Raw genomic sequence first — 26,305 nt, 5'->3', positions numbered from 1 at the left:
TCAGACTGCTGACAAACCCTCGCCATTTCGGCGGGGGTTTGTTGTAATTGGGGTATCGACTTTTCAGAGGCTGCCCCATGCTCAAAGAGCCGTCCCCGCAACAACACGAACTCGAGATGGTCAGTCTCGAATCGCTAGTCCCCGACAACCACCTTCTTCGCAACATTGATCAGTACATCGATTTCGAATTTATTCGCGATCGGGTTCGGCATTTGTACTGCTCGAACAATGGCCGGCTGGCACTCGATCCCGTGGTGCTGTTCAAAATACTGTTTCTCGGCTATCTGTTCGGTATTCGAAGTGAGCGTCAGCTGGTGAGGGAGATACAGGTTAACGTGGCGTATCGTTGGTTCTTGCGTTTTAACCTGACTGACAAGATTCCGGATGCCTCTACTCTTAGCCAGAACCGCCGGCGGCGGTTCCAAGATAGCACCATCTATCAGGACATCTTTGATGAGATCGTGCTCCAGGCCATGGGCTATGGCCTCGTAGGCGGCGAAGTGTTGTACACCGACAGCACGCACCTCAAGGCCAACGCCAACAAGAACAAGTACGATCTGAAGCAGGCGGAGGCGAAAGTGGCGGCCTACCTGGACAGTCTGGAAGATGCCATCGAAGGCGATCGCAAAACCCAGGGTAAAAAGCCCTTGAAAACGAAGCTGTCCGAGCAGCCAGCCAAGACCAAAGACATCAAGATCAGCCGTACCGATCCGGACAGTGGCTATATGGTTCGGGAAGGCAAGCCCAAGGGCTTCTTCTACCTGGATCACCGCACCGTCGATGGCCGCAACGCCATCATCACCGACAGCTACGCCACACCGGCCAACCTCCATGACAGCCGCCCCTACCTCGATCGGCTCGATCGACAATGTGAACGATTTGGCTTCGATGTCTGGGGTGTGGGCCTGGATGCGGGTTACTACATGGCAGGTATCTGCAAGGGCCTGAAAGACCGGGGCATCTATGGGGTCATGGGTTACCGGCGACCAAACAAGCCCAAGGGTTATCTCCCAAAGCGGGCCTTCACCTATGACGCTGAAACGAATACGTATTGCTGCCCGCAAGGTCAGCAACTGATCTACGCCACGACCAATCGACTGGGCTACCGTGAGTACAAGTCCAATCCGGCTCACTGCAGAAACTGCCCACAGTTAAGCCAATGCACGCGCAGCGCTAACCACGTCAAAGTACTTACCCGGCATGTCTGGCAGGACAGCAAAGACCGAACGGATAGTTACCGGTTAACCCCGTGGGGCAAGGCGCTCTACAAACGACGACAGGAAACCGTGGAGCGGTCGTTCGCCGATGCCAAACAGTTGCATGGCCATCGTTACGCTCGCCTGCGAGGGCTCTCGAAGGTGCGTGAACAGTGCCTGTTGGCCGCCGCTGCCCAGAATATGAAGAAGATCGCGCAGATCCTCGCGCGTCTTTTATGGCTCAAATCCCTTGGAGTACCTGGCTTGCAGAGCCAAATTCCGAAATGGGGCCGGAAATTGGCTTATCTGGCCGATTGGCAATTTCATCAGGAATACTGGACTAGACCCGTCGCCAGCTGAATTTAAAACGCCCAAACGCAACAAACCCCGGAAAAAACCGGGGTTTGTCAGCAATCTGATGCCCCTCCAAGGAGGGGCATTTCTATTATGATGCAGGATTTTCTGAGATCAGACTTGGTAAAAATCACGATACCAGTCAACAAAGTTGGCTATCCCCTCTTCCACGCCGGTGGCTGGTTTATAGCCGACATCGCTGATCAAATCATCAACATTTGCGTAGGTGGCTGGCACATCGCCCGGTTGCATAGGAAGCAGATTTTTTTGGGCCTTTTTCCCGACTCTTTGCTCAATAATTTCTATGAACCTAGAGAGCTCCACAGGGTTGTTGCTGCCAATGTTGTAAATGCGATACGGGGCCTTGCTGGTGCTTGGGTCAGGCGCTGCGCCACTCCAGTCGCCGTTAGGCTGAGCGACTTGATCGAGAGTACGGATAACACCTTCCACTATATCGTCGATATAAGTGAAGTCGCGTTTGTGGTTGCCATGATTGAACACATCAATCGGTTCACCAGCCAGAATCTTCTTGGTAAAGATAAACAACGCCATATCTGGTCGGCCCCAAGGGCCGTAGACCGTAAAGAATCTTAAACCAGTAGTGGGTAAACCATAGAGGTGGCTGTAGGTGTGAGCCATCAACTCATTGGCTTTTTTCGAGGCTGCATACAAACTTAGAGGGTGGTCCACATTGTCATGGACTGAAAACGGCATGGCCTCGTTAGCGCCGTAAACCGAACTGCTAGAAGCATATACCAGATGTTTCACATCGTTGTGGCGACACCCTTCTAGTATATTCATGAAACCAACGAGGTTGGCATCCACATACGCATTGGGGTTTTCCAGCGAGTAGCGCACACCAGCCTGTGCAGCTAGGTGCACGACTCGTTCGGGACGATGTTTTGCGAAGATATCGGCCATCACCTTTCGGTCAGCAACGTCTTCACGCACTTCGGTGAAGCCTGCGTGGTCGGTAAGGCGCGCGAGACGGGCTTCCTTGAGATTAACATCGTAATAGTCGTTAACGTTATCAACGCCTATTACCTCATCTCCCCGCTCAAGCAACCGGTACGCCAATTGCGAACCGATAAACCCTGCGGTGCCCGTTACCAGTATCTTCAAGTCTATTACTCCTTTTTAGACAGCCGTGACTACTCTTAGAAGACAAGACCCGCGCTGATAAATGGCCCATCGATCTCTACATCGAATTGGTCCTTGCCATCTTCATAATCAACTGCAATCTGGCGGTAGCCTGCACGAAGTTGCAACACTGAAATGTTGTACTGCCCGTACACGTTGAAGTCGCGCATGGAATCGCCATCAAAGCTGATGAAGTTACCTTCTGCACCCACAGCTACACCAGTGAGAGGCAAATCAAAGCGAGCTGCGATATAACCGAGCGGTAAAACGGCGTCGGCTTCCGTGCGGCTGACTTGAGAATTGTTCTGAACTAGCAGCTCGCCTGAGAAGTCTCTTATGGTTAGTCCCAAGTCCAGATTTACCCAATTATCTAAAAGCTCGTAGTAAAGAGTGAGGTCTAGTTGCTCGAGGTCCAAATCTGAACGCACGGGGCCTGAGCTTACGCCATCATAGGGGTTTGTCAGGGTGCTATTGCCGCTTTGCTCAATCAGTGTGTAAGCCAAACGCACATTCGGCAGAACCGGCACTGGGTGCTCCACATAAATGCTGGCGTTCGCGTTGCCGTCGTCTTTCAAGCGCAACTCGTCATCCACATCGACCGAGTTGCCGCCCGAGGCAGCGTTGCCGGACAAGTTAGAATCCCAGTAGCCTACGCTGGCACCAAGGCCAACCACATCGGCCTGAGCCAACGACGTAGCCAAAAGAAGAGAACTGCCTACCGCGAGTGTGAGCTTATGCATGGTGCACCTGTGCCGTTATTGTCTGCTTGAATTAATGGCCAATAATCAGTCGAAGTTGATTCCAATGCGGCGACCCACTTCTTCATAGGTCTCGATAACATTGCCCAGACCCTGCCGGAAGCGGTCTTTGTCCATTTTCTTTCGGGTTTCTTTATCCCATATCCGGCAACCGTCGGGACTGAACTCGTCGCCTAGAACAATCTCATCGCCGCTGCGACCGAATTCCAGTTTATAGTCCACCAGCAGCATTCCGGCTTCATCGAATAGGTTTTTCAGCACGCCGTTTACCTTGTAGGTCAACTCTTTCATCCGCGCCAGTTCGGCCTCCGTGGCCCAATTAAAGCTAACAGCCAAGGATTCGTTCACCATTGGGTCGTGCAGTGCGTCGTTCTTGAGGAACAACTCATAGGTCGGCGGGTTGAGTTCTAGTCCTTCTTCCACGCCTAGACGACGACACAGGCTGCCAGCAGAAACATTGCGCACAACGCATTCCACTGGAATCATATCGAGCTTTTTAACCAGCGATTCGGTGGCAGACAACAAACCTTCGTGGTGAGTAGGCACACCGGCGGCTTCCAGTTTGTCCATGATGAACGCGTTAAAACGGTTATTCACCATACCTTTTCGGTTAAGTTGCTCTTTCTTTTCACCATCAAACGCCGAGGTATCGTCACGGAAGACAAGAACAAAGCGCTCCGGGTCGTCGGTGCGAAATACGGATTTGGCTTTGCCTGCGTAGAGTTCTTCGCGTTTTTCCATCAGTAAGTCTCCGAAACGGAGGCCTGCATAGCAGGCACCCCTTCTAATCAGTATAGGTAATCAAATAGCTGTGTCAGTAAATCCTCAGCACGCGTCTCACCGCTGTAGCCCTCAGCCGCTTCAGCCGTAACTTGAACCTGACCTTCGCCCCGTACCAGACTAATTGTATGGGTATGGCGAGGTTCTTCCTTATTGCTAAACCAGCTAAACCAGCCCGGATCACGCTCATCGGCGGTGCGGAAATCTACAAAGAACCAACCTTCGCTGCGATTCAAATCCAGTACCGCGGTACCCAACTCGCCCAGTGCACGATTTATCTCTGCCCAGGAACGGCCGTAATCGAGGTCCATACGAATGGACTGTGCCTTATCGTTTTCCGATACAAGCTTTACCAACGGCTTAGCCACCATCACCGAAGCTGCACGAGAAAAAGACTTGCTCTCTTCACGGGCTTTCATGAACTCACCCAAGTCAGCGAGCAGGCGCTTCTGTAGCCTCAGCTGATCTGCGGACGGATCAGAAATTCCGCGCCATGAAATCAGCTCCCCCGGCCACGCAGCGTTCTCCTCTGCATTTCCTTCCGAGGTAAGCTTGCGCAGCTGAATTTCAGTGGTTTTACGGCGAACACCGGGTGCTATGCGAATCTGCAAAATCGCTTTCGGCTCAGCTGCAGTTGCATCAGCTGGCGTGCTGGAAAGCTCAAGGAGTTCACGGGCACGCACGCTGAAATTAGCCAAATCACTTTGCAGCAGGCCCAACTGCGGATTGTCATAGGCCACGCCTAAGCCTTGCTCATTCATGTAAGCCGTTACGACAGGCCAGATACGCCCCGGCACATCGTTTACCAACAACCATGCGCGCCCGTCCAATTCTTCAACCACATAATTCTCTTCGAGAATTTCCGATGTCATATCGGGAGGCCGAGGAAGATCAGACGGGTACATCTTGCTGGAGTCCGCGGGCTTCACTTGTCGAATAGGCATAACCTGAGCAAAACGCGAAGTATCAGCTGTTTCCGGAAGAACCAGCTGATCACCTTCTTTTGCACTCACGTATCGCTCTGAGCGATCCTCCATCAGGCTGCAGCCGGACGTTGCAACGGTCAGCAACAGCCCGGACGCTACAACCACATGTCGAAATGCAAAAAACTTACGGGTTCCTGAAAGAACCGGCATCGGCCTACTCTCTGTTTGGGACTGTTTCACGATTGGTATCAACAAACTCAGAGCACACCCGAGGCTTTCATCGCTTCTTCCAGTTCACCGTGGAATTTCTCACTGAACTGAGTCAAAGGCAGGCGTATGCCCTCGCCGATCATATCCATACGTTGAAGCGCCCACTTAACCGGTATTGGATTCGCCTCAAGGAACAATTTGCGATTCAGCGGCATCAAAAGCTCGTTCAGGCGTTCCGTCTCTGCCCGGTTACCTGCAATGGCTGCTGCGCATAGATCGGCCATACCTTTAGGTGCGACGTTTGCCGTAACCGATACATTACCCTTCGCGCCAGCAAGCATCAGTTCAGCGGCTGTGGCGTCATCCCCGGAATAGACCGCAAGACGACCATCAAGAGCTTCTATAAGCTCCGCACCACGAGGAATATTGCCCGTGGCATCTTTGATGGCAACAATGTTGGGAATATCAGCAAGACGCAGTACGGTTTCATTGAGCATATCGCAAGCGGTACGCCCCGGTACGTTATAGAGCATCTGGTTCATGCCCGGCACCGCCTCTGCGATTGCTTTGAAGTGCTGGTAAAGCCCTTCCTGAGTCGGCTTATTGTAGTAAGGCACTACCAACAGGCAGGCATCTGCACCTAGCTTATGGGCCTCGGTTGTCAGATAAATAGCTTCACGCGTGCTGTTACCGCCGGTGCCAGCAATAACAGGGATCCGCCCGTTCACGCGTTTGATGATATAACCAATTACCCGGCAGTGCTCTTGCTGATCGAGCGTTGCGGATTCGCCGGTGGTTCCCACAGCAACGATACCATTGGTACCGTTATCCAAATGAAAGTCCACCAGTTTGTCCAGATGCTCCCAGTGAATGTCACCGTTTGGATGCATGGGCGTGACCAGTGCGACAAGGCTACCCGTAATCATAAAAGCTCCGTCCGAATAAAACGGATATGGTAATGTTGGGCACGTACTGACACAAGGGAATTAAAGGAGATGTCATGTCATCTGTTGAAGTGAACAAGCAAGTACCGGACTTTGAAGCTGCCGCAACAGGCGACCAAACCGTCCGTCTGGCGGATTTACGCGGCAAAAATGTGGTTATTTATTTCTATCCGAAAGACAACACACCGGGCTGTACGACTGAAGGGCAGGACTTTCGAGACAATATGAAAGCCTTTACCGAACTGGATACAGAAATCTTCGGGGTATCCCGAGACGGGCTCAGAGCACATGAGAACTTTCGCAAAAAATTCGAGTTCCCGTTTCATCTTATTTCCGACAAAGACGAAACACTTTGCGAGCTTTTCGACGTTATCAAGCTCAAAAAGCTTTACGGGAAAGAATATATGGGCATTGATCGCAGCACTTTCCTGATTGATCAGGATGGCGTGCTGCGCAAAGAATGGCGTGGAGTAAAAGTGCCAGGGCACGTTGAGGAGGTACTCGCTGCCGTAAAAGCGCTCTAAAGCAAAGTAGCGCAGTTACCCTTGATCTGGCGCGGTGGGGGAAGCCGACTCCTTCACCGGCCAGGCGAAGAACACAGCCTTCAACATGGTAGCCAGCGGAATGGCAAAGAAAACGCCCCACAAGCCCCAAATACCACCAAAGAACAGCACCGAAATGATGATCGCAACGGGATGCAGGTTGTTCACCTCTGAAAACAGCACAGGAACGAGCACGTTGCCATCCAGCGCCTGAATAACACCGTATATCACCATCACCCAGATAAAGTGGCTACCCCACCCGAAGGCGAAAAGCGCAATTACGGCCACCGGAATCGTCACCACTGCTGCGCCAATGTACGGAATGACCACACTCAGGCCTACGAGAAGCGATAGCAACGCGGCATAGGGCACACCCAAAAGCTTGAAGGCAACATAGGTGGCTCCGCCCACTATCAGGATTTCAACCGCCTTCCCGCGAACATAGTTCGCGCACTGTAGATTCACCTCATGCCAGATTTGCAGCATCATCGGGCGCTGGGGCGGCAATAATCTGGAGATGGAACCAAGCAAGACCTCACGATCTTTCAGGAAAAAGAATACAAGGATTGGCACCAGCACCATATAGATAAGCAAAGCGACAAGGTCTGGAATACTCGACAAAGAGAAGGATACGAGCCACTGAGTCATGTGCCCTACTTCTGTATTCACTTGCTGATAAAGGCTGCGCACCGACTCAGCCGAAATAATATGAGGGTATTCTTCTGGCAACAGTTCAAGATAAGACTGCAACTGGCCAATGATTCGGGGCGCCTCGCCTGCAAGGGTGCTGACCTGAGTCCAGATGAGCGGCAGAAGAACGAAAATAAACCCCACCAGCACGCCGAGGAACACCAAAAACACACCGACAATGGCAAAGCCTTCGGGAACACCAAGGGCATTGAGGCGAGTAACCAATCCTTGGAGAATAAATGCGACAATAAGCGACGCGATAGCGGGCGCCAACATGGCACCGAACCAGATGATAAAAACAGTGCTCGTCACCAGAATCAAGAAAAGAATGACGGCTTCTTCATCTGAAAAGTATTTGTGCGCAAGACCGCGTAAAATTCTGAACATCAAGGACTCCGGAGAATTAACCGCCGCACTCTATCACAAACCGAAAGTGGCCATCAGTTTCTACGGAGTTCACCAAGCGGTGGCGGGACAACTCCAAAAAGGCCGGGATATCGCGAGCGGAGCCCGCATCCGTGGCAATCACCTCAAGCTTTTCACCGGGTGACATGCCGTTAAGCTCGAGCTTGGTTTTCAGTAGGGGCATTGGGCAACGAAGCCCAGATGCGTCCAGTGTACGATCAGCCATAAAGAAGGTGCACCATCACAAGACATCAAATTCGCAAGGCGGCATTATGCCCCCAGCAATACTGTATTGCATCACAATAACTGTTAATGAGCGGTTCAGGACTTTCTCGCAACATTTGTTGTCACAGTAGCAGTTCGAATCAGGAGCTTTGCGCACTACATGAATCACGTTCTGACTAGATTTCGCTGTTACCGAACTCTCTCTCTGGCTTTTGCTCTGGCTTTTTCGCTGGCATTAAGCTCAGCGCCACGAGCGCAAGACGCCAACCTGCCAAATATTGGCGGAACCGGAGGCGGGCTTATTTCTGGACAAAAGGAAAGTGACATTGGGCAGCAGGTTATGGTTTCGATTCGCCGGTCCGCACCGCGCATCACAGACCCACTGGTTTACGATTATCTCAGCGCTATTATATATCGGCTTGTGCCTTCCGCACCGCTGGAAAATCGCGACATAACCCTTGCACTTATAGACAGCCCTGCCCTCAATGCTTTCGCTGTACCGGGAGGGATCGTAGGCATAAACGGGGGGCTGTTTCTGAATGCAGCCACGGAGCAGCAATTTGCATCTGTGCTTGCCCACGAGCTCGCCCACCTCAGCCAACGGCACTTTGCGCGGCGCCTAGAACAACAGGAAAACAGTGCACCTTTGACTCTTGCCGGAATGATTGCAGGCATTGTGCTGTCTGCGGTAACCCAGTCAGACATCGGCATTGCCGCCATTGCCGGCACTCAGGCGCTGGCGATACAGAATATGCTGGCCTACAGCCGCTCCCACGAGCAAGAAGCAGACCGGGTGGGGCTGGACATTCTGGCGACCGCTGGCATGGACCCACGCGGCATGCCCGAAATGTTCGAGATTATGATGCGCCAGAACCGGCTACAGGGAAACAACGTACCCGAGTACCTATCGACACACCCACTGACCCAAAGCCGTGTAGCCGACACCCGCAATCGAGCAGAGCAGTACCCAGCGAAAACCATCCGGGACGGTCAGGAGTACCACCTAATCCGCAGCCGGTTGCAAGTGCATTACGCAGCGTCACCAGAAATTGCCGTGGATACATTCGAAGGTTATCTGAATAAACCCGATGCTCAAAGCAATGAAGCCATTCGTTACGGATTGGCTTTCGCCTACCTGAACAATAAGCAGTTCGAACAAGCGGCCGACATTATCAGCGAGCTACTAGCAAGCAATCCCGGGCGGATTACTCTTCAGGTAACGCTGGCTGAGATTAGGATTCAGCAGAACAGGCTGGAGGACGCGCGCTCCATACTTAGAGATGCTTTGAGCCGAAACCCGGGCAACTATCCCATAACCTCAACCCTTGCTGACGTGGAAATCGCTGCAGGTAACGGCACTCAGGCAGCCGAGTACCTCAATCAACTAACACGTAGGATGCCGCAACAGGAATATCTATGGCTGCGACTTGCAGAGGCCGAAGGTATGGCCAGAAACATAGTGGGCGTTCATCGCGCTCGGGCAGAGTACGATGCACTGATGGGGAATTTAGAGTCTGCCCAGAGACAGCTTCGGCAAGCTCAGGAGAAACTGCCCGCGGGGTCTGCCCAGCGGCAGGTGGTAAGTGAGCGGCTGAGCGAAATCACCAGCCGCCTACAAGCGCGCAGAAACAACTAGAGTCAGGCGTTGCCTGCTGCTTTCAGGTTCATTCCTGCGGTGAAGTCCAACATACGCCGCAAAGGCCTGAGAGCACCCTCACGGGTTTCGGGGTCCACAAACACCTCTTGATCCCCCTCTTCAATAACACGCAGAAGGTTTTCCAGACCGTTCATTGCCATCCACGGGCATTGCGCACAACTACGGCACGTAGCGCCGTTACCGGCTGTCGGCGCCTCAATAAGCGTTTTATTGGGTGCCAGTTGCTGCATTTTGTAAAAAATGCCGTTATCCGTCGCGACAATGAATTCCTGATTCGGCAATGTTTGCACTGCGTTAATCAACTGGGAGGTAGAACCGACAACATCCGCCAATTCTACGACAGCATCGGGAGATTCCGGATGAACCAGAATGGCGGCATTTGGATAAAGGGCTTTAAGATCTTCCAGACCACGATGCTTAAATTCTTCATGCACAATGCAAGAACCATCCCATAGCAACATGTCGGCCCCAGTGGTTTTCTGAACGTAATGGCCAAGATGCTTATCCGGCGCCCACAGGATCTTCTCCCCTCGCGCGTCTAGATCTTCTACGATTGCCTGAGCGCAACTAGACGTTACAACCCAATCCGCACGCGCTTTTACAGCGGCAGACGTGTTTGCATACACCACCACGGTACGATCACTGTGCTCATCGCAGAAGGCTTTAAACTCATCTGCAGGGCAACCCACATCCAAAGAGCAGGTAGCCTCCAGCGTTGGCATCAAAACGCGTTTTTCCGGATTCAGAATCTTCGCGGTTTCACCCATAAACCGAACTCCAGCCACAACAACCGTTGAGGCGGGGTGTTGGTTCCCGAAGCGCGCCATTTCGAGCGAGTCTGCCACGCAGCCTCCGGTCTCTTCCGCAAGACGCTGGATGTCTGGGTCTGTGTAGTAATGCGCCACAAGTACAGCGTCTTTTTCCTTGAGGACAGCCTTGATACGGCTTTCGAGCCGCGCCTTCTCGTCTGCACTGAGTGGCTTGGGCTCCGCTGCGTGAGCCAGATGTTCCTGAACAAGGATTCGGTCTTCAGCTTTAGTCATGTACGGATACTCTCAATTTCTCTCAACTACTAGTATTTACTAGCAATTACTAGGCTCAAGTTATTGTCCGCCGATTACATTCTGTGCTCGAGTATACCATTTCAAACACCAATAGCGCTTTACGGACTATACCGAGACTCGGGGAAACTGTTTTTATCTGGAGCAAAACCGCCAACCAAAAAAAAAGGACTGCATCTCTGCAGCCCCTTAAGCTTTAACTCTAATTACAGACCTTCAAAAACTAATAATGGTGGGTCGTGATGGATTCGAACCATCGACCAATTGGTTAAAAGCCAACTGCTCTACCAACTGAGCTAACGACCCAAAAACTTGTGATCAGTGCTTGGACCCTGATCGATTCCGGAGCGGCTCAGCAACTGCCCCGAAATATCGAATATGGTGGGTCGTGATGGATTCGAACCATCGACCAATTGGTTAAAAGCCAACTGCTCTACCAACTGAGCTAACGACCCAAGCGAGGCGCATATAGTAATGATTTTTCCCTGACGATCAACCCTTTCTCGCCATGTTTTTAATATTTTTACGAATCGCCGTGTTTCCGCCCTAATTAGAGTTCAAATATTTCCGGGCGAGCCCGGCTGCAGAACTCTCAGGGTAGTCACTCACAACCTGCTCCATTTGCCGACGAGCTTCGGTTTGCTTATCAAGGCGATCAAGCGCGACGCCCAATTTATAACCGGCATCTGGCGCTTTACGATGATCCCCATAACGCGTTGCTACAATGGAGAAAGCTTGGCGCGCCTGCTCCAGTTGTGGCTTCACAAGATAAACCTCACCAAGCCAATAGTAGGCGTTCACCGTCAGATCCCCTTCAGGATACTTATCTAAAAACTCATAGAGGCGGCTGATCGCTTCGTCGTACTTCTTTTGGCCATGGATAAGGTCTTGGATAACCTTGTATGCCTTACGCTCTTCAGCATCGGGCTGGCGATATTCACGCATTTCTGTAGCACGCTTACTGGTGCCAGCATCTCCTCCTGATGGTCCGGCAGCCTGTGGTTGCGCAGACACTTTCTCTGATAAATCGAGAATGCGCTGATCCAAGTCGATATAGCGATCTCGACCCTGATCTTGCAACCGCTTAATTAGGTGTCTCTGCTCTTCCGACTCTCCCTGTAGCCTGCGGACCTCGCCCTGCAATTGCTGGATCATATAGAAGAGCTCAGACGTAGCCTGATTCGTGTTGGCCTTACGTTGGGCTTCTGAGGCATTACTTTGGAAAGCGGGCGTAGATGATTGCGCCAGCGCCGTCCCCGCCTGCCCGAGGGCAAGCGGAAACATCACTGCCGCCATGAGCTGTTTTCTCATGGGCTTAACCTGATGTTGTATGTGCGTTTACTCGAAAACGAGCTCCACACGGCGATTCTGTGCCCATGCACTCTCTGACGAGCCCATTACCGCCGGCTTCTCTTCACCATAGCTTACGGTTTCCATTTGGCCCCGTGAAGCACCATTCACAATTAGGAAGCGCTGAACCGCATTGGCACGACGCTCACCAAGTGCCAAGTTGTATTCCTTGGAGCCACGCTCGTCACCGTGACCCTCAAGGCGCACCTTCTGACCCGGGTTGTTGGACAAATAGCGGGCGTGTGCCATGAGCACGTCGCGGGCTTCCGGCTTAATTTCAGACGTATCGAAATCAAAATAGAAAGTCGTCACTTCGCGTAGGGCTTGCTGTTCGGTTTGCTTCTGGATTTCCATTCGCTCTTCTTCGGTCATCGAGGACGAAGAAATACCACCCTGATCGCCACCGCCATACACGGTAGAACCACCATCTTGATCAATAGGCTCAACATCGGAGCCATAACCGCCATCTTCCATGTTCTCACCAGTTGTACTACAACCGGCGACCAGACCTACTGAAAACAACAGTGCAATTACTTTGGCTTGAGCTGACAATTTCATATTTCATTCCTTTTCGTTGGTTGACGTAAATTCTTGCCGTTTCCGACAGGTGCTCTCACACCCACCGGCTACCGAACAATTGGTCCCCAGGCCGGGTCACGAACGTCGCCTTCCGATGCAGGAAGGCTATACGCCGCACCACCGTCTGCGGAGATAACAGTCAGTATGCTTTCACCGCTCTGTTTAGTAGCGTATATCAGCATTCGGCCGTTAGGCGACACACTGGGAGACTCATCGGATTCTGTGCGCGTGAGCACTGTTTCCTCACCGCTTTCGAGGTTTGTACGGGCAATAGTGAACGCCCTATCGCGCTGATGAACGTAATACACATATTTTCCGGTGCTGTCGGGGCGAGGGCGAGCATTATAGCGACTGCCGAAAGTTAAGCGCCGCGGCTCGGCGCCCGGCTTTTCCATGTAATAAATTTGTGGCCCGCCTGAACGATCCGACGTAAAGAAGATACCCTTGCCCGAACTGTCCCAAGCGGCCTCGGTATCTATCGCCCAGTGGTTCGTGAGCTTGGTAACCTTGCGGGACTGCAGGTTCATCTGATAAATCTCGGCATTGCCATCTTTGGACAAGGTCATTAGTAGTGATTGCCCATCGGCAGACCAGTTAGGTGCCGAGTTCAAACCGGGGAAGTCCGCAACTTTCGTGCGCTCGCCCGAGCTAAGCTGGTGGACGAAAATCGCTGGCTTACCCGTTTCAAACGACACATAAGCCAGCTTTTTGCCATCCGGTGACCACGCGGGGGACAAAATAGGCTCTTTGCTTTCCAAGCGAATTCCCGCACGCTTGCCATCAATGTCGCTTACCTGCAACCGGTAAAGCGCTTTTCCATTTGCTCTCTGAAGCGTTACATAAGCCAATTTGGTAGAAAAAGCGCCGGGAACGCCGGTAATCGCCTCATAGACTTTATCGCTTACGTGATGTGCCAAAGAGCGAATATTCGAGGCTGGTGCGGCAGCAGTTTCACCAAGAATTCGCTCTTCACGATTGACATCAAATAGCTCATAACGAGCCTGCACTCTGTCGCCGTTGCGGGTTAACTCGCCCACCAAAACATAACGCTGGCCAAGCATGCGCCAGTCTCGGAAATACACATCAGAGCGCTTTGAAGGAAGGCTTAGCATTTTCTCGGGAGGCAAGGGGCGGAACTCACCGCTCAGTGCCAAATCTGCCTGTACAATGCTGCTCAGTTTGTCTCCTGCAGGCATGCTGCCGTTTTCTGCAAACGGCACCACAGAAACAGGAATTGCGGAGTCTGCCCCTTCGGTAATACGAATCAGCAGTTCGGCCTGAGCGCTGGTAACCGCTGCAAACATCAAGGCGACCGCTGCAAGAGTAGCTTTCATTAAGCTGAACGACATTTTCTGCTTCATGGTGTTACCCGCATCCTTATCTCAACCTTCGAGGATTGAATTCAATCGTAAACTGGCGGAAATAGGTCTCAAACGTGTCCCGCTCAGAGGGTACCGGGTACCTGTTCAGCGACCTGACTGCGCTCAGTGCCGAGTTATCGAACGCGGTATTCCCGCTACTGGCAACCAGTTTTACACTGGCCAACTCGCCCGTTGGAAGCAAGGTGATCTGCAAGCGGGCCGTCATATCTTCTGTCGCTGAAGAAGGTGGGTACCAAGCTTGGCTAAGCCTTTCACGAATCAGCGCCTGATATTTCTGGCTCTCAGACAACATCTGGGATTCGCGGGCTTTTGCCGCTGCCGCTCGCTCTCTACGTAGCTCTTCATCCGCACGGGCTTTTCTAGCTTGTTCTGCTTGAGCCTCAAGCTGCTGCTCTTGAAGCCGACGCTCGGCCTCCATACGCTTGCGCTCAGCTTCTTTACGAGCCTGCTCTTCCTGCTTCTTACGTTCAGCTTCTTCGCGCTTACGCTGCTCTTCCTGACGGCGTTTTTCTTCTTCCGCCTTACGCTTGGCTTCTTGCTGGCGCTGCTTTTCAGCTTCCGCTTCTGCCTTGCGACGCTCACGCTCTTTTGCTTCCGCTTCTGCTTTCTGCCGTGCAGCCTCTTCTGCTTCACGCGCCTTTTTTTCTTTTAGCTCTTCTGCCTTGGCCTGCTCGCGCTTACGCTCTTGCTCTTCAGCTTTGCGCTTGGCTTCTTCGCGTTTTTTCTGATCCTCGAGCTTACGAGCCTCCTTTTCTTTCTGACGCTTTTGCGCTTCAGCCTGCTTCTGTTTTTCCAGCTCTTTGCGCTCTTGCTCCTGATCCGGCTGATCTACCGGATCAACAACCGGGCTCGGCTCCGGTTTTTGCTGGGTAATAAGGCGCGCAGAAATACTGCTGGGGGGCGGTTCGTGGACAGGAGACGACCACGACCAGCCTGCCAGAGCGACGCCCGCAATGAGCAGGTGCAAAGCCACAGAAATCGCGAAGGGCGATTTCCAAGGCGGCACTCCGGTGCTGGTATATTCCCGCTCCTGACCTGTCACAACAATTTTTCCTGCTCTGATATCACGTTTCGTCCGGGGCCGTATCGGTAATCAGGCCAATACTGGTTGCCCCTGCACCCTGAAGAGCCGCCATCAAACGAACCACAGTGCCGTAATCAACATTCTCATCGCCACGCACCAAAATATCGCCGGATGATCTTTGGGACAGTATTTTTGCAACCTGAGCACGAACCTCAGCCAGAGGCATGGGGTCACTGCCTTTATCCCCAACTTCCACGTAATAGGCGCCGTTGGAGTCTACCGATACGACGATGGATTCCACATTTTTATCTGCCTGAATCGGGTCAGATGCTGTTTCAGGAAGGTCCACCTTCACGCCCTGAGTAAGCATAGGCGCGGTGACCATAAAAATAATCAGCAGTACCAGCATCACGTCGATATACGGAACAACGTTGATTTCCGACATCGGCTTCTTCCGATTTTCAGGCATCATCCCCATGCCTTTCATAGCGGCGTGCTCCGTTTGTTAACCATAAATACCATCAGGCTGCGCCCTTCTCGGCGCTATGAACACGACGATGCAAAATGCTGGAAAACTCCTCCGCGAAGGTTTCGTAATTTTTCAACAATGCATCTGACTTCGCTGAGAAGCGGTTGTAAGCGATAACAGCTGGAATCGCCGCAAACAAACCCATGGCCGTAGCAATCAGCGCTTCCGAGATACCGGGAGCCACGGTTGCGAGTGTTGCCTGCTGAACCTGCGCCAAGCCGCGGAACGAGTTCATGATGCCCCAAACGGTTCCAAACAAACCGACATAAGGGCTGGTGGAGCCCACGGTTGCAAGGAAGGGCAAATGAGTTTCTAAACGTTCCTGCTCACGGGAGAAAGCTACCCGCATGGCCCGCTGCGTGCCCTCCATAACTGCATCCGCATCACGGCTTTGCTGACGTAATCTGGAAAATTCTTTAAACCCGGCCCGGAACAAAGCTTCCATACCGGAGAAAGGCGTGGGCTCTGCGTTTACTTCGCGATAGAGCTGCCCCAAGTCCATGCCTGACCAAAAGCGCTCCTCAAACGCCAACTGGGCCTGACGGGCTTTGCGAAAAACCTGTAGGCGCTGAAAAATAAGCGCCCAGGACATCACCGATGCAGCGGCAAGTAACAACATGACCAGCTGAACCAACACACCGGCATTTGCAATCAGACTCCAGACTGACAGTTCCGAATCCACCACTTACTCCTGGGTTATTTCGTGTTTTGTTTGGTTATCTTTTTGAAGGTGCTGGCTATGCTGCGCCAGCAGGTCTCGCATGTTTTCAGGTAAACGTCTTGGCCGCCCGCTATCTAAGGCTATACAAGCAACTCTCACATTCGCTTCACACAGTGTTTTGCCATCTCTTGCCCGCACGACCTGCTGCCTAAAGTCCATCCAAACGCGCCCGAAGGCCACAGGCTCTGCAGTAACGGTAATCTCATCATCCAGCACGGCGGGCACTGCATAGTGAACGGACAACCGCTGCACTACATAACTTATGTTTTCAGCCAACCCAGCCCGAAGACCAACTCCGCAGCTTCGAACCCACTCGGTACGAGCACGCTCCATGAAATGCAGGTAACGCGCATGGTAAACAATGCCGCCAGCGTCTGTATCTTCAATATAAACGCGAATTGGCCATTCAAATTTTGCAGAAGCTTGGCTGTCACTCAAAGACCGCCTCCTTCAGCATTCGGGGCCTCCGAAACCTTCGGTACAATTCCGAAGTGCTGGTACGCATGAGATGTCACCATGCGACCGCGAGGCGTGCGCACCATAAAGCCCTGCTGAATCAAGAAAGGCTCAAGAACGTCTTCGATCGTTCCGCGCTCTTCACTGATCGCTGCTGCCAGACTTTCGACACCCACGGGCCCGCCATCAAATTTTTCAATCATTGCAAGCAGCAAGCGCCGATCCATGTGATCAAAGCCCTGACTGTCCACCTTCAACATATTCAGAGCCTGATCAGCAATGGCAGCGTTAATGTGGCCATCGGCTCTCACCTCTGCGTAGTCTCTCACCCGCCGCAACAGGCGATTGGCTATGCGGGGCGTCCCTCTTGAGCGGTGCGCTATTTCGTATGCACCGTCCTCATCTATATCAACACCTGACAATCGCGCGGAACGAACAATAATGTGTGTCAGATCCGCCGTATTGTAAAACTCTAGACGCTGGACTATGCCGAATCGATCCCTAAGCGGAGACGTAAGCAGACCAGCACGAGTGGTTGCGCCTACCAAGGTAAAGGGCGGCAAATCCAACTTGATCGAACGAGCCGCTGGCCCCTCGCCGATCATAATATCGAGTTGGTAGTCTTCCATTGCCGGATACAGTATTTCCTCCACTACAGCACTGAGACGATGAATCTCATCAATAAAGAGGACATCACCCTCTTCCAGGTTGGTGAGCATGGCCGCAAGATCACCGGCTTTTTCAAGCACTGGCCCAGACGTCGTCTTTATCGACACACCCATTTCGTTAGCAACAATATTGGCAAGCGTGGTTTTACCCAACCCCGGAGGCCCAAAAATCAGAACATGATCCAAGGCTTCCCGGCGACCACGAGCCGCGGAGATAAAAATATCCATCTGTTCCCGCACCGCGGGCTGCCCCACATACTCCGAAAGCAACGTTGGCCGGATAGCTCGATCCTGAACCTCTTCGTTGTCACCGGCCCGGGCTGAAATCAGTCGGTCGGATTCGATCATGTACTTATCCGTTTATAGGGAATCAATAAATTGCCACGTGAAGACTGAAGTTAGCCAATTGTACAAACAGCCCTCTACGTGTCACGTTACGCTCTCTACAGGTTTGGCGCTATACAGACGACCGAGCAAGCTAAAAAGGCAAAGTCGCGTCATCAAGCCGGGATCATGTTGCGCAAAGCCAAACGAATAAGCGCCTCGCTGGTCATTCCTTCTTCTGCCACCTTGCTAATTGCCCGGGCGGCCTCCTGAGGTTTATACCCAAGCGCTATAAGCGCTGCCTCTGCTTCATCGGCGGGGTTGTGAGCGGAAATAGCAAGCTGGGGAGATGCGGTGACACCACCGTCTATGCCTGCTGTGGCAGGTATAAACTGCCCCTCCAGTTGTTTAATTCGGTCTGTCATTTCTATCAACAAGCGCTCTGCAGTCTTCTTGCCAACACCGGGAAGTTTTATCAAAGATGCTATATCCCGCCCCTCCACACAACGAATGAACTGCTGCGCATCAAGACCGGACAGAATACCGGCAGCCATCCTGGGGCCAACACCATTAACCTTGATCAACAAACGAAACAGATCCCGATCCAGCCGAGATGCAAAGCCGAACAGACTTTGTGCATCCTCACGAACCACGAAATGTGTATGAAGGGTAACCTCCTGCTCGGGGTCCGGCAGGTGATAAAACGTAGTGAAAGGGATATCAACTTCGTAACTCAAGCCGCCGCATTCAACCAATGCCTGCCCCGGTGTTTTTTCAACCAGAATACCTCGGATACGACCTATCAAGGATTGCCTCCTGCCGCTCCGCAGAGCAGTTTATTGTTGTCGCACACGCCCACTTCGCGCCTTACCCGTGCTGCCGGCCACTCGAAGAATACTCTGATTCATGTGTGCGTGGCACAACGCGATGGCCAAGGCATCGGCTGCGTCAGCCTGAGGTTTGCGAGAAAGTGACAGCAACACCTGAACCATGTGCTGTACCTGAGATTTTTCGGCACCACCTTTGCCCACCACGGCTTGCTTTACTTGCCGTGCAGAGTATTCATGCACCGTAAGCCCGCTGGTTGCAGCGCCGACAATAGCAGCACCTCTAGCCTGTCCGAGCTTGAGCGCAGAGTCCGGATTACGCGCCATAAAAACCTGCTCAATAGCAAATTCCTGTGGTCGGTATTCGCCAATCAAGCTCACGAGGCTTTGGAAAATAATTTTCAGGCGCTCCGCCATGGGCTTTTCGCCCACGCGGATACAACCACTGTCGATATATTCTATGTGCCGGCCATCGACTCGGATAATACCGTATCCGGTTATCCTTGAGCCGGGGTCGACACCCAGAATAATCGCCACATTAATGCCCTAATTACTTCTCGTCAGCTTCGGAAGCCTGCTCACCCGACGCTTTAGCCGGTTTTTTGCGCAGACGGATATTTAGCTCACGCAACTGCTTTTCGTCTACCTCACCCGGCGCCTGAGTCATCAAACAGGTTGCACTCTGGGTTTTCGGGAAGGCGATTACATCGCGAATCGAGCTTGAGCCTGTCATCAGCATAATCAGACGGTCAAGACCGAATGCCAAACCACCATGCGGCGGACACCCGTATTTGAGCGCATCGAGCAGGAACCCGAACTTAGCGCGGGACTCCTCTTCACTGATACCAAGAATGCGGAAGACCTCCTGCTGCATCTTGTCACTATGGATACGAATAGAACCACCACCCAGCTCGGTGCCATTAAGAACCATATCATAGGCACGAGACAAAGCCGTTTCCGGGTTCGCCGCCAGCTCTTCAGGGCTACAACTAGGTGCGGTGAACGGGTGATGAATCGCGGTCAGGCCGCCATCCGGCAGAACTTCAAACATGGGGAAGTCGACTACCCACATCGGTGCCCATTCGCAGGTCAGCATCTTCAAGTCGTGGCCAACACGAATACGTAGTGCACCAAGAGCTTCGTTCACAACTGTGGTCTTATCGGCACCGAAGAAGACGATATCGCCGTCTTCAGCTCCGGTCCGCTCGATGACAGACATGGCAACTTCATCGCCGAGGAACTTAACGATGGGCGACTGCAAGCCTTCTACGCCTTTGGCAAGCTCATTCACCTTAATGTAAGCGAGACCTTTGGCGCCGTAGATGCCGACAAATTTAGTGTACTCATCGATTTGCTTACGGCTCAGCTCGCCACCCTTGGGAACACGCAAAGCCGCCACTCGGCCTTTAGGATCATTCGCAGGCCCAGCAAACACCTTGAAATCAACGCCAGCAACCAAGTCACCCACATCTTGAAGCTCTAGCGGAATGCGCAAATCCGGCTTATCACTACCGAAACGATCCATAGCTTCTGCGTATGGCATGCGGGGGAAGGCCGGCAGTTCAACGTTCATGACATCTTTGAACAAGGCACGAATCATGCCTTCATTCAGGTTCATGAGATCTTCTTCACTGATGAACGAAGCCTCAATATCTACCTGAGTAAATTCTGGCTGACGATCTGCGCGCAAATCTTCATCGCGGAAGCACTTGGCAATCTGATAGTAGCGATCCACACCAGACACCATCAACATTTGCTTAAACAGCTGCGGCGATTGTGGAAGTGCAAAGAAAGCCCCTTCGTGGGTGCGGCTCGGCACCAGATAATCACGGGCACCTTCAGGTGTTGCACGGGTTAGGATCGGTGTTTCCACGTCCATGAAGCCGTTGCTGTCGAGGTAGTTGCGGATGTAGCTGGTTACCCGCGAACGGAACCGCAGGCGGTTGAGCATTTCCGGGCGGCGCAGGTCTACAAAGCGATAGCGCAGGCGTACGTCTTCGCCTACATCTACGTGCTCATCCAGTGGGAACGGAGGAGTTGCAGCGGCGTTCAGAATTGTTACGTCTTTACCGAGTAGCTCAACCTGACCTGTGGACATGTTGCTGTTCTCGGTTCCAGCAGGCCGGCGGCGAACCAACCCGGTAACCTTCACCACAAACTCGCTACGCACTTTTTCCGCGAGGGCAAAGCTTTCCTCGGTGTCTGGGTCTACAACGACTTGCGCAATACCATCTCGGTCGCGCAGGTCCAGAAAGATAACTCCACCATGGTCCCGGCGGCGATGTACCCATCCGCAAAGTGTAACTTCCTGATCAATGTGGGATTCGTTGATCCCACCGCAATAATGACTGCGCATACCGGTTCCCGTAGTGTCTGGTGTCTGAGATTAGTGTTTGTGTCTGGTAAAACTTGCAAGCAATCGGGCGTGTGGGGCCTTCCGAAACACGCTGTGAATACATCCGTGTACGCTCGGCTCCGCCATCCATGGCTCCGCACGGTTTCGGAAGGCCCCACACGCCCGCTTGCGGCTAGCTCTGTTCTTGCCTGCTAAATATGGCAGGACCATACTGTAAAAGCCGCTTATTATAAACATAATGGCCACGAAAATCAGGCTTGTTTCCCACAAGACAAGAGTCACCCGCGAGGATCCTCCAGACAACCAATAGCGGGTTCCCTCATTGGTAACAGACGGCTAGACTACGGCACTCACTTATTGCTGGAGCCCCAACCTTGTCAACCAGAGCCGAGCAGAAGCTTGTCACCCGGCGCGCACTTATGGATGCGGCCCTCGCCCAGCTGAGTCCGGACCGTGGATTCGGAAGCCTTAGCCTACGTGAAGTGGCTCGGGAGGCTGGAATCGCACCCACGTCTTTCTATCGCCATTTCGCAGATCTTGATGAATTGGGTTTGGTATTGGTAGATGAAGGCGGTGTGGCTTTACGGCAACTTATGAGACAAGCGCGCAAGCGGATTGCCCGGGATGGCAGTGCTATATCGACCTCTGTAGAGACGTTTATGGAGTATCTTGGCAATAACGCTAACTTATTCCGATTGATGCTCCGGGAACGTACCGGCGGGTCCAAGCCCTTTCGAACCGCAATCAAAGCCGAGATTGATCATTTCGTAACAGAGCTTGCCGACGACCTTCGACGTTTTGCAGATGAACAACACAAACCTTTGGCGGACGCCCGCTTAGTTGCAGAAGCTATGGTTACACTGGTGTTCAACCAAGGATCGGAGGCTCTGGATGCAACGCCGAAAGAGCGGGAGGAGCTAAAAATAAAATTGAAAACCGAGCTCCGAATGATTCTGATTGGCTCACAAATGATGGCCAAGCATGTATCAATCCGATAATTGGCAATAATAAGCGAAGCAATTTAGGCGCTTCAAACAGTGCAAAGCTGTGAAAGGACAGGTGCCATTGCCTTTTTAAACTCTGCAAGTCGAGCCTCATCGTAAGGCATAGGCGGCTGCCTACCCCAAACCGGGGCTGGCCAAGCAGGATCACCCTCAAAACGGACGATGTGGTGAACGTGTAGCTGGGGAACCATGTTCCCGAGTGCCGCTACGTTCATCTTGTCGCCACTAAAGACGTCCATCATCCCACGGCTGAGCGCAGAGGATTCTTGCAGCAGAAGGTGCTGCTGCTCCGGGCTTAGGTCGTAGATTTCACGCATGTCTGCAAGCGCTGGCACCAGCAACACCCAGGGCCATGTTTGATCATTCATCAGCCGGATTTCACACAAATTGCTCCGCCCAAGGCTGATGGTGTCCTTGGCCAACCGTTCATGGAGGCTGAAATCTTGATCCTGAGTCATTGTGGCACCTCTGTTCGAACGTACTGACGGCCGAGCGCGCCCCTTGTCGGGTGCGCTCAAAACCTTGTCACTAGGAGTGGAATTGATTCCGGCCGCGCCCAATGGCGTAGTAAATCAAGCCATGACGTTCTAGCATTTCGGGCTCGTAAAGATTTCTGCCGTCAAACACAACAGGCTCGCGCAGAGCTGATGCAATAGCGGCAAAATCCGGTGAACGGAACTCTTTCCACTCAGTACAGATCGTCAGCACATCCGCACCACGAAGCGTCTGTTCCTTAGTGCCGCAAAGCGTCAAGCCTTCGTGGTCGCCATAGATACGCTGGGTCTCTTCCATCGCCTCCGGATCAAACGCCTGAACGGTCGCACCAGCTTTCCATAGGTCTTCCATCAAGGTTCTGGCAGATGCTTCACGCATATCATCGGTGTTTGGCTTAAACGCCAAGCCCCAGATAGCCACCACCTTACCTTTCAGATCTCTACCAAAATAATGGCTTATCTTATCGAAAAGCACGTGTTTTTGAGCATAGTTGACGGCCTCTACGGCATTGAGCAAGCGCGCATCGTAGCCAACTTGTTTCGCCGTGCGGGCCAAAGCCTGTACATCTTTCGGGAAGCAAGAGCCGCCGTAGCCACACCCCGGATAAATAAAGTGATAGCCGATACGGGGGTCTGAGCCAATGCCGCGACGCACCGCTTCAATATCGGCATCTAGACGTTCGGCAAGATTGGCAATCTCGTTCATAAAACTGATTTTGGTAGCCAGCATAGAATTGGCTGCGTACTTAGTCAGTTCCGCAGACCGGATATCCATGAAGATCATGCGGTCATGGTTGCGGTTAAACGGGTAATACACTTCCCGAAGTACATCCGCCGCCTTATCGCTGTCCGTTCCAATAATAATGCGATCCGGCTTCATGAAATCGTTGATTGCCGCGCCTTCTTTGAGAAACTCGGGGTTGGAGACCACATCAAACTCAAGCTCCAAACCACGGCTATCAAGTTGCCCACGAACCGCCGCCTTTACTTTGTCTCCCGTGCCGACCGGCACCGTGGACTTGTCCACAATCACTTTGTAGTCGTCCATGTACTGACCGATGGACTTGGCTACAGCAGTGACATACTGCAAATCTGCCGAGCCATCCTCATCGGGTGGTGTACCCACCGCAATAAACTGGAGTGTGCCGTGTTGAACGGCTTCTTCTACATCGGTGGTGAACGCCAGACGTCCAGCTTCTACCGTGTGCTTTACAATATCTTCAAGGCCGGGCTCAAAGATGGGAATTTGCCCATTTTTCAGCTTGTCGATCTTTGCCTGATCAACATCCATGCAGAGTACGTGATGGCCGACATCGGCCAGACAGGCTCCGGTAACAAGCCCGACATAACCGGTACCAAAAATCGTTATTTTCATCCGTTAAATCCCGACATTTTAATGTATAAACAAGTTATTACTGGCCAGCCGTAGCTTTCTTCTTTTGCCAGATCGCTTCCCAGGCCAGCGCAGTGCTAACAATCGTTTCCAGATTGTCGTAGGCAGGCTGCCAGCCCAGAGTCTCTTTAATCAATGCATTATCTGCCATCAATGCGGCAGGGTCACCCGCTCTGCGGCCTGCTTCCACTACCGGGAATTCGACACCGGATTGCTCGCGCACCACATCAATCACTTCCCGAACGGTGAATCCGCGGCCATAGCCGCAGTTCATAATCTTTGATTGACCACCCCCCGCCATATAATCCAGCGCCATAACATGGGCGCTGGCGAGGTCTTCCACATGAATGTAATCGCGCACGCAGGTGCCATCGCTGGTGTCATAGTCCGTACCAAAGATGCTCATACCATCCCGCTGCCCGGTCGCGCATTCGCAGGCCACTTTGATTAGGTGGGTCGCTTCCGGCGTCGCCTGCCCGAGCAAACCATCCGGGTTGGCTCCCGCCACATTGAAGTAACGCAGCACAACGTAATTAAGGTCAGATGCAGCTGCATAGTCGGTAATCATCCGCTCGCTCATCATCTTCGATGCGCCGTAGGGATTAATTGGTGCAAGAGGCAGGTCTTCTGTGAGGACCGTCTGCTCTGGCATTCCGTATACCGCAGCCGTTGAAGAAAATACCATATAGGGCACTTTATACTTATCGACAACTTTAAGTAGATTGAGCGTATTGCGGGTGTTGTTACTGTAATATTTCAACGGGTTGGCAACCGACTCCGGGACCACAATGTTGGCAGCAAAGTGCAAAACCGCTTCGAATTCGTGATTGGAGAAAACCTGATCAATCTCTGCTTCGTTAGCGAGATCACCCACCACCAATTCCCCAGCCGTTACAGCCCAGCGGTAACCAGTGGACAGGTTATCGAATACAACAATATCGTGCCCTGCTTCAGCCAACTGACGAACAACATGACTACCGATATACCCGGCACCGCCGGTTACCAATACTCTCATGCAGAATTACTCCTTCCCTGAACTTTGTTTACGCCGCCGGATCTCGGCCCGTCGATGGCTAAAAAAGTTGCTGATAATCTGACTGCACTCGTCTTGCAGGATGCCACCCACAACGTCCACTTGCCAGTTCAAATGAGGTTCGTCCAATGTGCGCCGCGCCGATTCCACCGCCCCGGCCTTCGGTTCGCGCGCACCGTAAACAAGCCGGCTAATGCGACTGTGTACAATGGCACCCACACACATAGTGCAGGGCTCTAGAGTGACGTAAAGGGTGGCCCCTGTCAGCCGATAATTCCCCACTCTCGCCGCTGCATCACGCAGCGCACATATTTCTGCATGAGCGGTAGGGTCACAGCCGGAAATTGGCAAATTAAAGCCTGTACCCAACTCCTTACCATCCCGAACGACTACTGCGCCGACAGGCACCTCGCCTAAGGATGCGCCCTGAGCTGCCAAGGTAAGAGCCCGAGCCATCCAGTAATCATCGTCTTTGTGTAAGTCGGGCATAACACGGCTCAGCGGAGAACTTGCGGTGCGAGTGGTTTATTGAGTGACCTATTAGGAAGGCTTCACAGGGCCGAGAAAATACCATTATTCACTTTTTTTACCAAGTAAACCAAATTGGCCCTCCCTGATTCACACAAACCCAGACGGGACACTAGCCCTCAAACTCTTTACAGATAATTCCACGGCGGTAAATGGCAAACACACCTGGGGCGGCCCGGCGCATTTGCTCCATGTCACCAGAAATCAGCGACTGCATGATCAACCCCTGAATGGTGCCGATAAACAATGTCGCTGCAGCCTGATTATCAAGCCCACTCGGAAGTTCGCCGCAAGACTTTGCCGCATCAATAAGCTCGTATAAATGTTCTGCGTAATGCTTTAGCAAAGCATGTGCCAAACGCTTGGCCGGTGTGGCTTTAGCGCCTTGAAGCTCACCAAACAACATGCGAGGCGCCCCGGGGTGCTCCGAAACAAAATCAATATGAGCCATAAACATGGCCTGCATTGCTTCGAGAGGTGATTTAATGCCTTTCGCTGCCTTCTCAATCCGCGACATCAGTCGTTCGGCAACCCAGCTCATTACCGCTTGCCAAATCGCTTCTTTATTAGGAAAGTGCCGAAACAGCGCCCCTTGGGTCAGCTGCATGTGTTTAGCAATCGCCGCTGTCGTTATATCGCCCGGGTTGGTCGTTGCGGCAAGCTCAATCACCGCTTCAACCGTTACGTTGCGCCGCTCTTCGGCGGGGAGGTTCTTTTGTCTGGCTTTATCCATCAAACGCTCTCATACG

Annotated in this window: 28 protein-coding genes and 2 tRNA genes; 4 read left to right on the top strand and 26 right to left on the bottom strand. The window is 52.6% G+C overall.

Translation table 11 applies throughout. The annotated features are described in order from the left end of the window. Positions 1 to 77: 77 nt before the first annotated feature. Positions 78 to 1,556 carry an IS1182 family transposase gene (locus tag MWU62_RS12460; protein WP_247113316.1) on the top strand — a complete coding sequence of 493 codons (1,479 nt, stop codon included), beginning with the start codon at positions 78 to 80 and terminating at the stop codon, positions 1,554 to 1,556. Between the two features lie 108 nt (positions 1,557 to 1,664). Here MWU62_RS12460 and MWU62_RS12455 read toward each other — a convergent pair whose 3' ends face one another. The 5 genes from MWU62_RS12455 to dapA are packed head-to-tail and all read right to left on the bottom strand — an operon-like array spanning position 1,665 to position 6,290. After that, positions 1,665 to 2,672 (bottom strand): NAD-dependent epimerase, encoded by a 1,008-nt coding sequence (locus MWU62_RS12455; protein WP_247115217.1) that lies wholly within the window; start codon positions 2,670 to 2,672, stop codon positions 1,665 to 1,667. A gap of 35 nt (positions 2,673 to 2,707) precedes the next feature. Next, positions 2,708 to 3,430 carry a TIGR04219 family outer membrane beta-barrel protein gene (locus MWU62_RS12450; protein ID WP_247115216.1) on the bottom strand — a complete coding sequence of 241 codons (723 nt, stop codon included), beginning with the start codon at positions 3,428 to 3,430 and terminating at the stop codon, positions 2,708 to 2,710. Positions 3,431 to 3,475: 45 nt separating this feature from the next. Then, positions 3,476 to 4,189, bottom strand: coding sequence for a phosphoribosylaminoimidazolesuccinocarboxamide synthase (purC, locus tag MWU62_RS12445; protein ID WP_247115215.1), 714 nt, complete (start codon positions 4,187 to 4,189; stop codon positions 3,476 to 3,478). A gap of 47 nt (positions 4,190 to 4,236) precedes the next feature. Then, positions 4,237 to 5,364: an outer membrane protein assembly factor BamC gene (gene bamC / locus MWU62_RS12440; RefSeq protein WP_247115214.1), complete on the bottom strand. Its 1,128-nt coding sequence runs from the start codon at positions 5,362 to 5,364 to the stop codon at positions 4,237 to 4,239. Positions 5,365 to 5,411: 47 nt separating this feature from the next. Continuing rightward, positions 5,412 to 6,290, bottom strand: a complete 879-nt coding sequence (dapA, locus tag MWU62_RS12435; protein ID WP_247115213.1) for a 4-hydroxy-tetrahydrodipicolinate synthase — start codon at positions 6,288 to 6,290, stop codon at positions 5,412 to 5,414. 74 nt (positions 6,291 to 6,364) lie between these two features. Here dapA and MWU62_RS12430 point away from each other — a divergent pair, with 74 nt between their 5' ends. After that, positions 6,365 to 6,832, top strand: a complete 468-nt coding sequence (locus MWU62_RS12430; protein ID WP_247115212.1) for a peroxiredoxin — start codon at positions 6,365 to 6,367, stop codon at positions 6,830 to 6,832. A gap of 15 nt (positions 6,833 to 6,847) precedes the next feature. On the opposite strand, the gene MWU62_RS12425 is transcribed toward MWU62_RS12430, so the two are convergent. Both MWU62_RS12425 and MWU62_RS12420 read right to left on the bottom strand, forming a co-directional pair. Continuing rightward, entirely contained in the window at positions 6,848 to 7,927 is a 1,080-nt protein-coding gene (locus MWU62_RS12425) for an AI-2E family transporter (RefSeq protein WP_247115211.1), read from the bottom strand. A 16-nt stretch (positions 7,928 to 7,943) separates the two neighbouring features. Further along, complete coding sequence (locus tag MWU62_RS12420) at positions 7,944 to 8,171, bottom strand: sulfurtransferase TusA family protein (protein WP_247115210.1); 228 nt, start codon at positions 8,169 to 8,171, stop codon at positions 7,944 to 7,946. A 159-nt stretch (positions 8,172 to 8,330) separates the two neighbouring features. On the opposite strand from MWU62_RS12420, the gene MWU62_RS12415 reads away from it, so the two are divergent. Continuing rightward, complete coding sequence (locus MWU62_RS12415) at positions 8,331 to 9,806, top strand: M48 family metalloprotease (RefSeq protein ID WP_247115209.1); 1,476 nt, start codon at positions 8,331 to 8,333, stop codon at positions 9,804 to 9,806. Between the two features lie 2 nt (positions 9,807 to 9,808). Here the strand turns inward: MWU62_RS12415 and nadA are convergent, their stop codons facing one another. The 14 genes from nadA to aspS form a co-directional block, all read right to left on the bottom strand. After that, complete coding sequence (gene nadA, locus MWU62_RS12410; protein ID WP_247115208.1) at positions 9,809 to 10,870, bottom strand: quinolinate synthase NadA; 1,062 nt, start codon at positions 10,868 to 10,870, stop codon at positions 9,809 to 9,811. A gap of 248 nt (positions 10,871 to 11,118) precedes the next feature. Beyond that, positions 11,119 to 11,194: transfer RNA gene (locus MWU62_RS12405), tRNA-Lys, on the bottom strand. Positions 11,195 to 11,267: 73 nt separating this feature from the next. Continuing rightward, a tRNA-Lys gene (locus MWU62_RS12400) sits at positions 11,268 to 11,343 on the bottom strand. A 91-nt stretch (positions 11,344 to 11,434) separates the two neighbouring features. After that, positions 11,435 to 12,199, bottom strand: coding sequence for a tol-pal system protein YbgF (ybgF, locus tag MWU62_RS12395; RefSeq protein WP_247115207.1), 765 nt, complete (start codon positions 12,197 to 12,199; stop codon positions 11,435 to 11,437). A 27-nt stretch (positions 12,200 to 12,226) separates the two neighbouring features. After that, a complete protein-coding gene (pal, locus tag MWU62_RS12390; protein WP_200360957.1) occupies positions 12,227 to 12,796 on the bottom strand; it encodes a peptidoglycan-associated lipoprotein Pal in 570 nt (189 codons plus the stop codon). Positions 12,797 to 12,864: 68 nt separating this feature from the next. After that, positions 12,865 to 14,151: a Tol-Pal system beta propeller repeat protein TolB gene (tolB, locus tag MWU62_RS12385; RefSeq protein WP_247115227.1), complete on the bottom strand. Its 1,287-nt coding sequence runs from the start codon at positions 14,149 to 14,151 to the stop codon at positions 12,865 to 12,867. Between the two features lie 43 nt (positions 14,152 to 14,194). Continuing rightward, positions 14,195 to 15,241, bottom strand: a complete 1,047-nt coding sequence (gene tolA, locus MWU62_RS12380; RefSeq protein ID WP_247115206.1) for a cell envelope integrity protein TolA — start codon at positions 15,239 to 15,241, stop codon at positions 14,195 to 14,197. Between the two features lie 22 nt (positions 15,242 to 15,263). Further along, entirely contained in the window at positions 15,264 to 15,710 is a 447-nt protein-coding gene (gene tolR / locus MWU62_RS12375) for a protein TolR (RefSeq protein WP_216009116.1), read from the bottom strand. Positions 15,711 to 15,744: 34 nt separating this feature from the next. Continuing rightward, positions 15,745 to 16,434, bottom strand: coding sequence for a protein TolQ (tolQ, locus tag MWU62_RS12370; RefSeq protein WP_200360961.1), 690 nt, complete (start codon positions 16,432 to 16,434; stop codon positions 15,745 to 15,747). A 3-nt stretch (positions 16,435 to 16,437) separates the two neighbouring features. Further along, positions 16,438 to 16,911: a tol-pal system-associated acyl-CoA thioesterase gene (gene ybgC / locus MWU62_RS12365; RefSeq protein WP_247115205.1), complete on the bottom strand. Its 474-nt coding sequence runs from the start codon at positions 16,909 to 16,911 to the stop codon at positions 16,438 to 16,440. Beyond that, positions 16,908 to 17,945 carry a Holliday junction branch migration DNA helicase RuvB gene (gene ruvB / locus MWU62_RS12360; RefSeq protein ID WP_247115204.1) on the bottom strand — a complete coding sequence of 346 codons (1,038 nt, stop codon included), beginning with the start codon at positions 17,943 to 17,945 and terminating at the stop codon, positions 16,908 to 16,910. Before ruvB ends, ybgC begins: the two co-directional genes overlap by 4 nt. 152 nt (positions 17,946 to 18,097) lie before the next feature. Beyond that, entirely contained in the window at positions 18,098 to 18,727 is a 630-nt protein-coding gene (ruvA, locus tag MWU62_RS12355) for a Holliday junction branch migration protein RuvA (RefSeq protein WP_247115203.1), read from the bottom strand. 30 nt (positions 18,728 to 18,757) lie between these two features. Next, complete coding sequence (gene ruvC / locus MWU62_RS12350) at positions 18,758 to 19,285, bottom strand: crossover junction endodeoxyribonuclease RuvC (protein ID WP_247115202.1); 528 nt, start codon at positions 19,283 to 19,285, stop codon at positions 18,758 to 18,760. Positions 19,286 to 19,298: 13 nt separating this feature from the next. Beyond that, complete coding sequence (aspS, locus tag MWU62_RS12345; protein WP_247115201.1) at positions 19,299 to 21,104, bottom strand: aspartate--tRNA ligase; 1,806 nt, start codon at positions 21,102 to 21,104, stop codon at positions 19,299 to 19,301. A 374-nt stretch (positions 21,105 to 21,478) separates the two neighbouring features. Here aspS and fabR point away from each other — a divergent pair, with 374 nt between their 5' ends. Next, entirely contained in the window at positions 21,479 to 22,102 is a 624-nt protein-coding gene (fabR, locus tag MWU62_RS12340; protein ID WP_247115200.1) for an HTH-type transcriptional repressor FabR, read from the top strand. A gap of 32 nt (positions 22,103 to 22,134) precedes the next feature. On the opposite strand, the gene MWU62_RS12335 is transcribed toward fabR, so the two are convergent. From MWU62_RS12335 to MWU62_RS12315, 5 genes are all read right to left on the bottom strand, one after another. Continuing rightward, the gene (locus MWU62_RS12335; RefSeq protein WP_247115199.1) at positions 22,135 to 22,566 is read right to left on the bottom strand and encodes an HIT family protein; all 432 of its coding nucleotides are present in this window, start codon (positions 22,564 to 22,566) and stop codon (positions 22,135 to 22,137) included. Positions 22,567 to 22,636: 70 nt separating this feature from the next. Then, positions 22,637 to 23,977 carry a UDP-glucose/GDP-mannose dehydrogenase family protein gene (locus MWU62_RS12330; protein WP_247115198.1) on the bottom strand — a complete coding sequence of 447 codons (1,341 nt, stop codon included), beginning with the start codon at positions 23,975 to 23,977 and terminating at the stop codon, positions 22,637 to 22,639. Between the two features lie 37 nt (positions 23,978 to 24,014). Then, entirely contained in the window at positions 24,015 to 25,010 is a 996-nt protein-coding gene (gene galE / locus MWU62_RS12325; RefSeq protein ID WP_247115197.1) for a UDP-glucose 4-epimerase GalE, read from the bottom strand. A 6-nt stretch (positions 25,011 to 25,016) separates the two neighbouring features. Next, the gene (tadA, locus tag MWU62_RS12320) at positions 25,017 to 25,517 is read right to left on the bottom strand and encodes a tRNA adenosine(34) deaminase TadA (RefSeq protein WP_247115196.1); all 501 of its coding nucleotides are present in this window, start codon (positions 25,515 to 25,517) and stop codon (positions 25,017 to 25,019) included. A gap of 151 nt (positions 25,518 to 25,668) precedes the next feature. Then, complete coding sequence (locus tag MWU62_RS12315) at positions 25,669 to 26,289, bottom strand: TetR/AcrR family transcriptional regulator (protein WP_247115195.1); 621 nt, start codon at positions 26,287 to 26,289, stop codon at positions 25,669 to 25,671. Positions 26,290 to 26,305: the final 16 nt, after the last annotated feature.

This window comes from Marinobacter sp. S6332, from assembly GCF_023016045.1.
In the GTDB taxonomy this organism is placed as follows: domain Bacteria; phylum Pseudomonadota; class Gammaproteobacteria; order Pseudomonadales; family Oleiphilaceae; genus Marinobacter.
The sequence above is the reverse complement of the archived record's forward strand: the minus strand, read 5'-3'. Positions and strand labels throughout refer to the sequence as shown.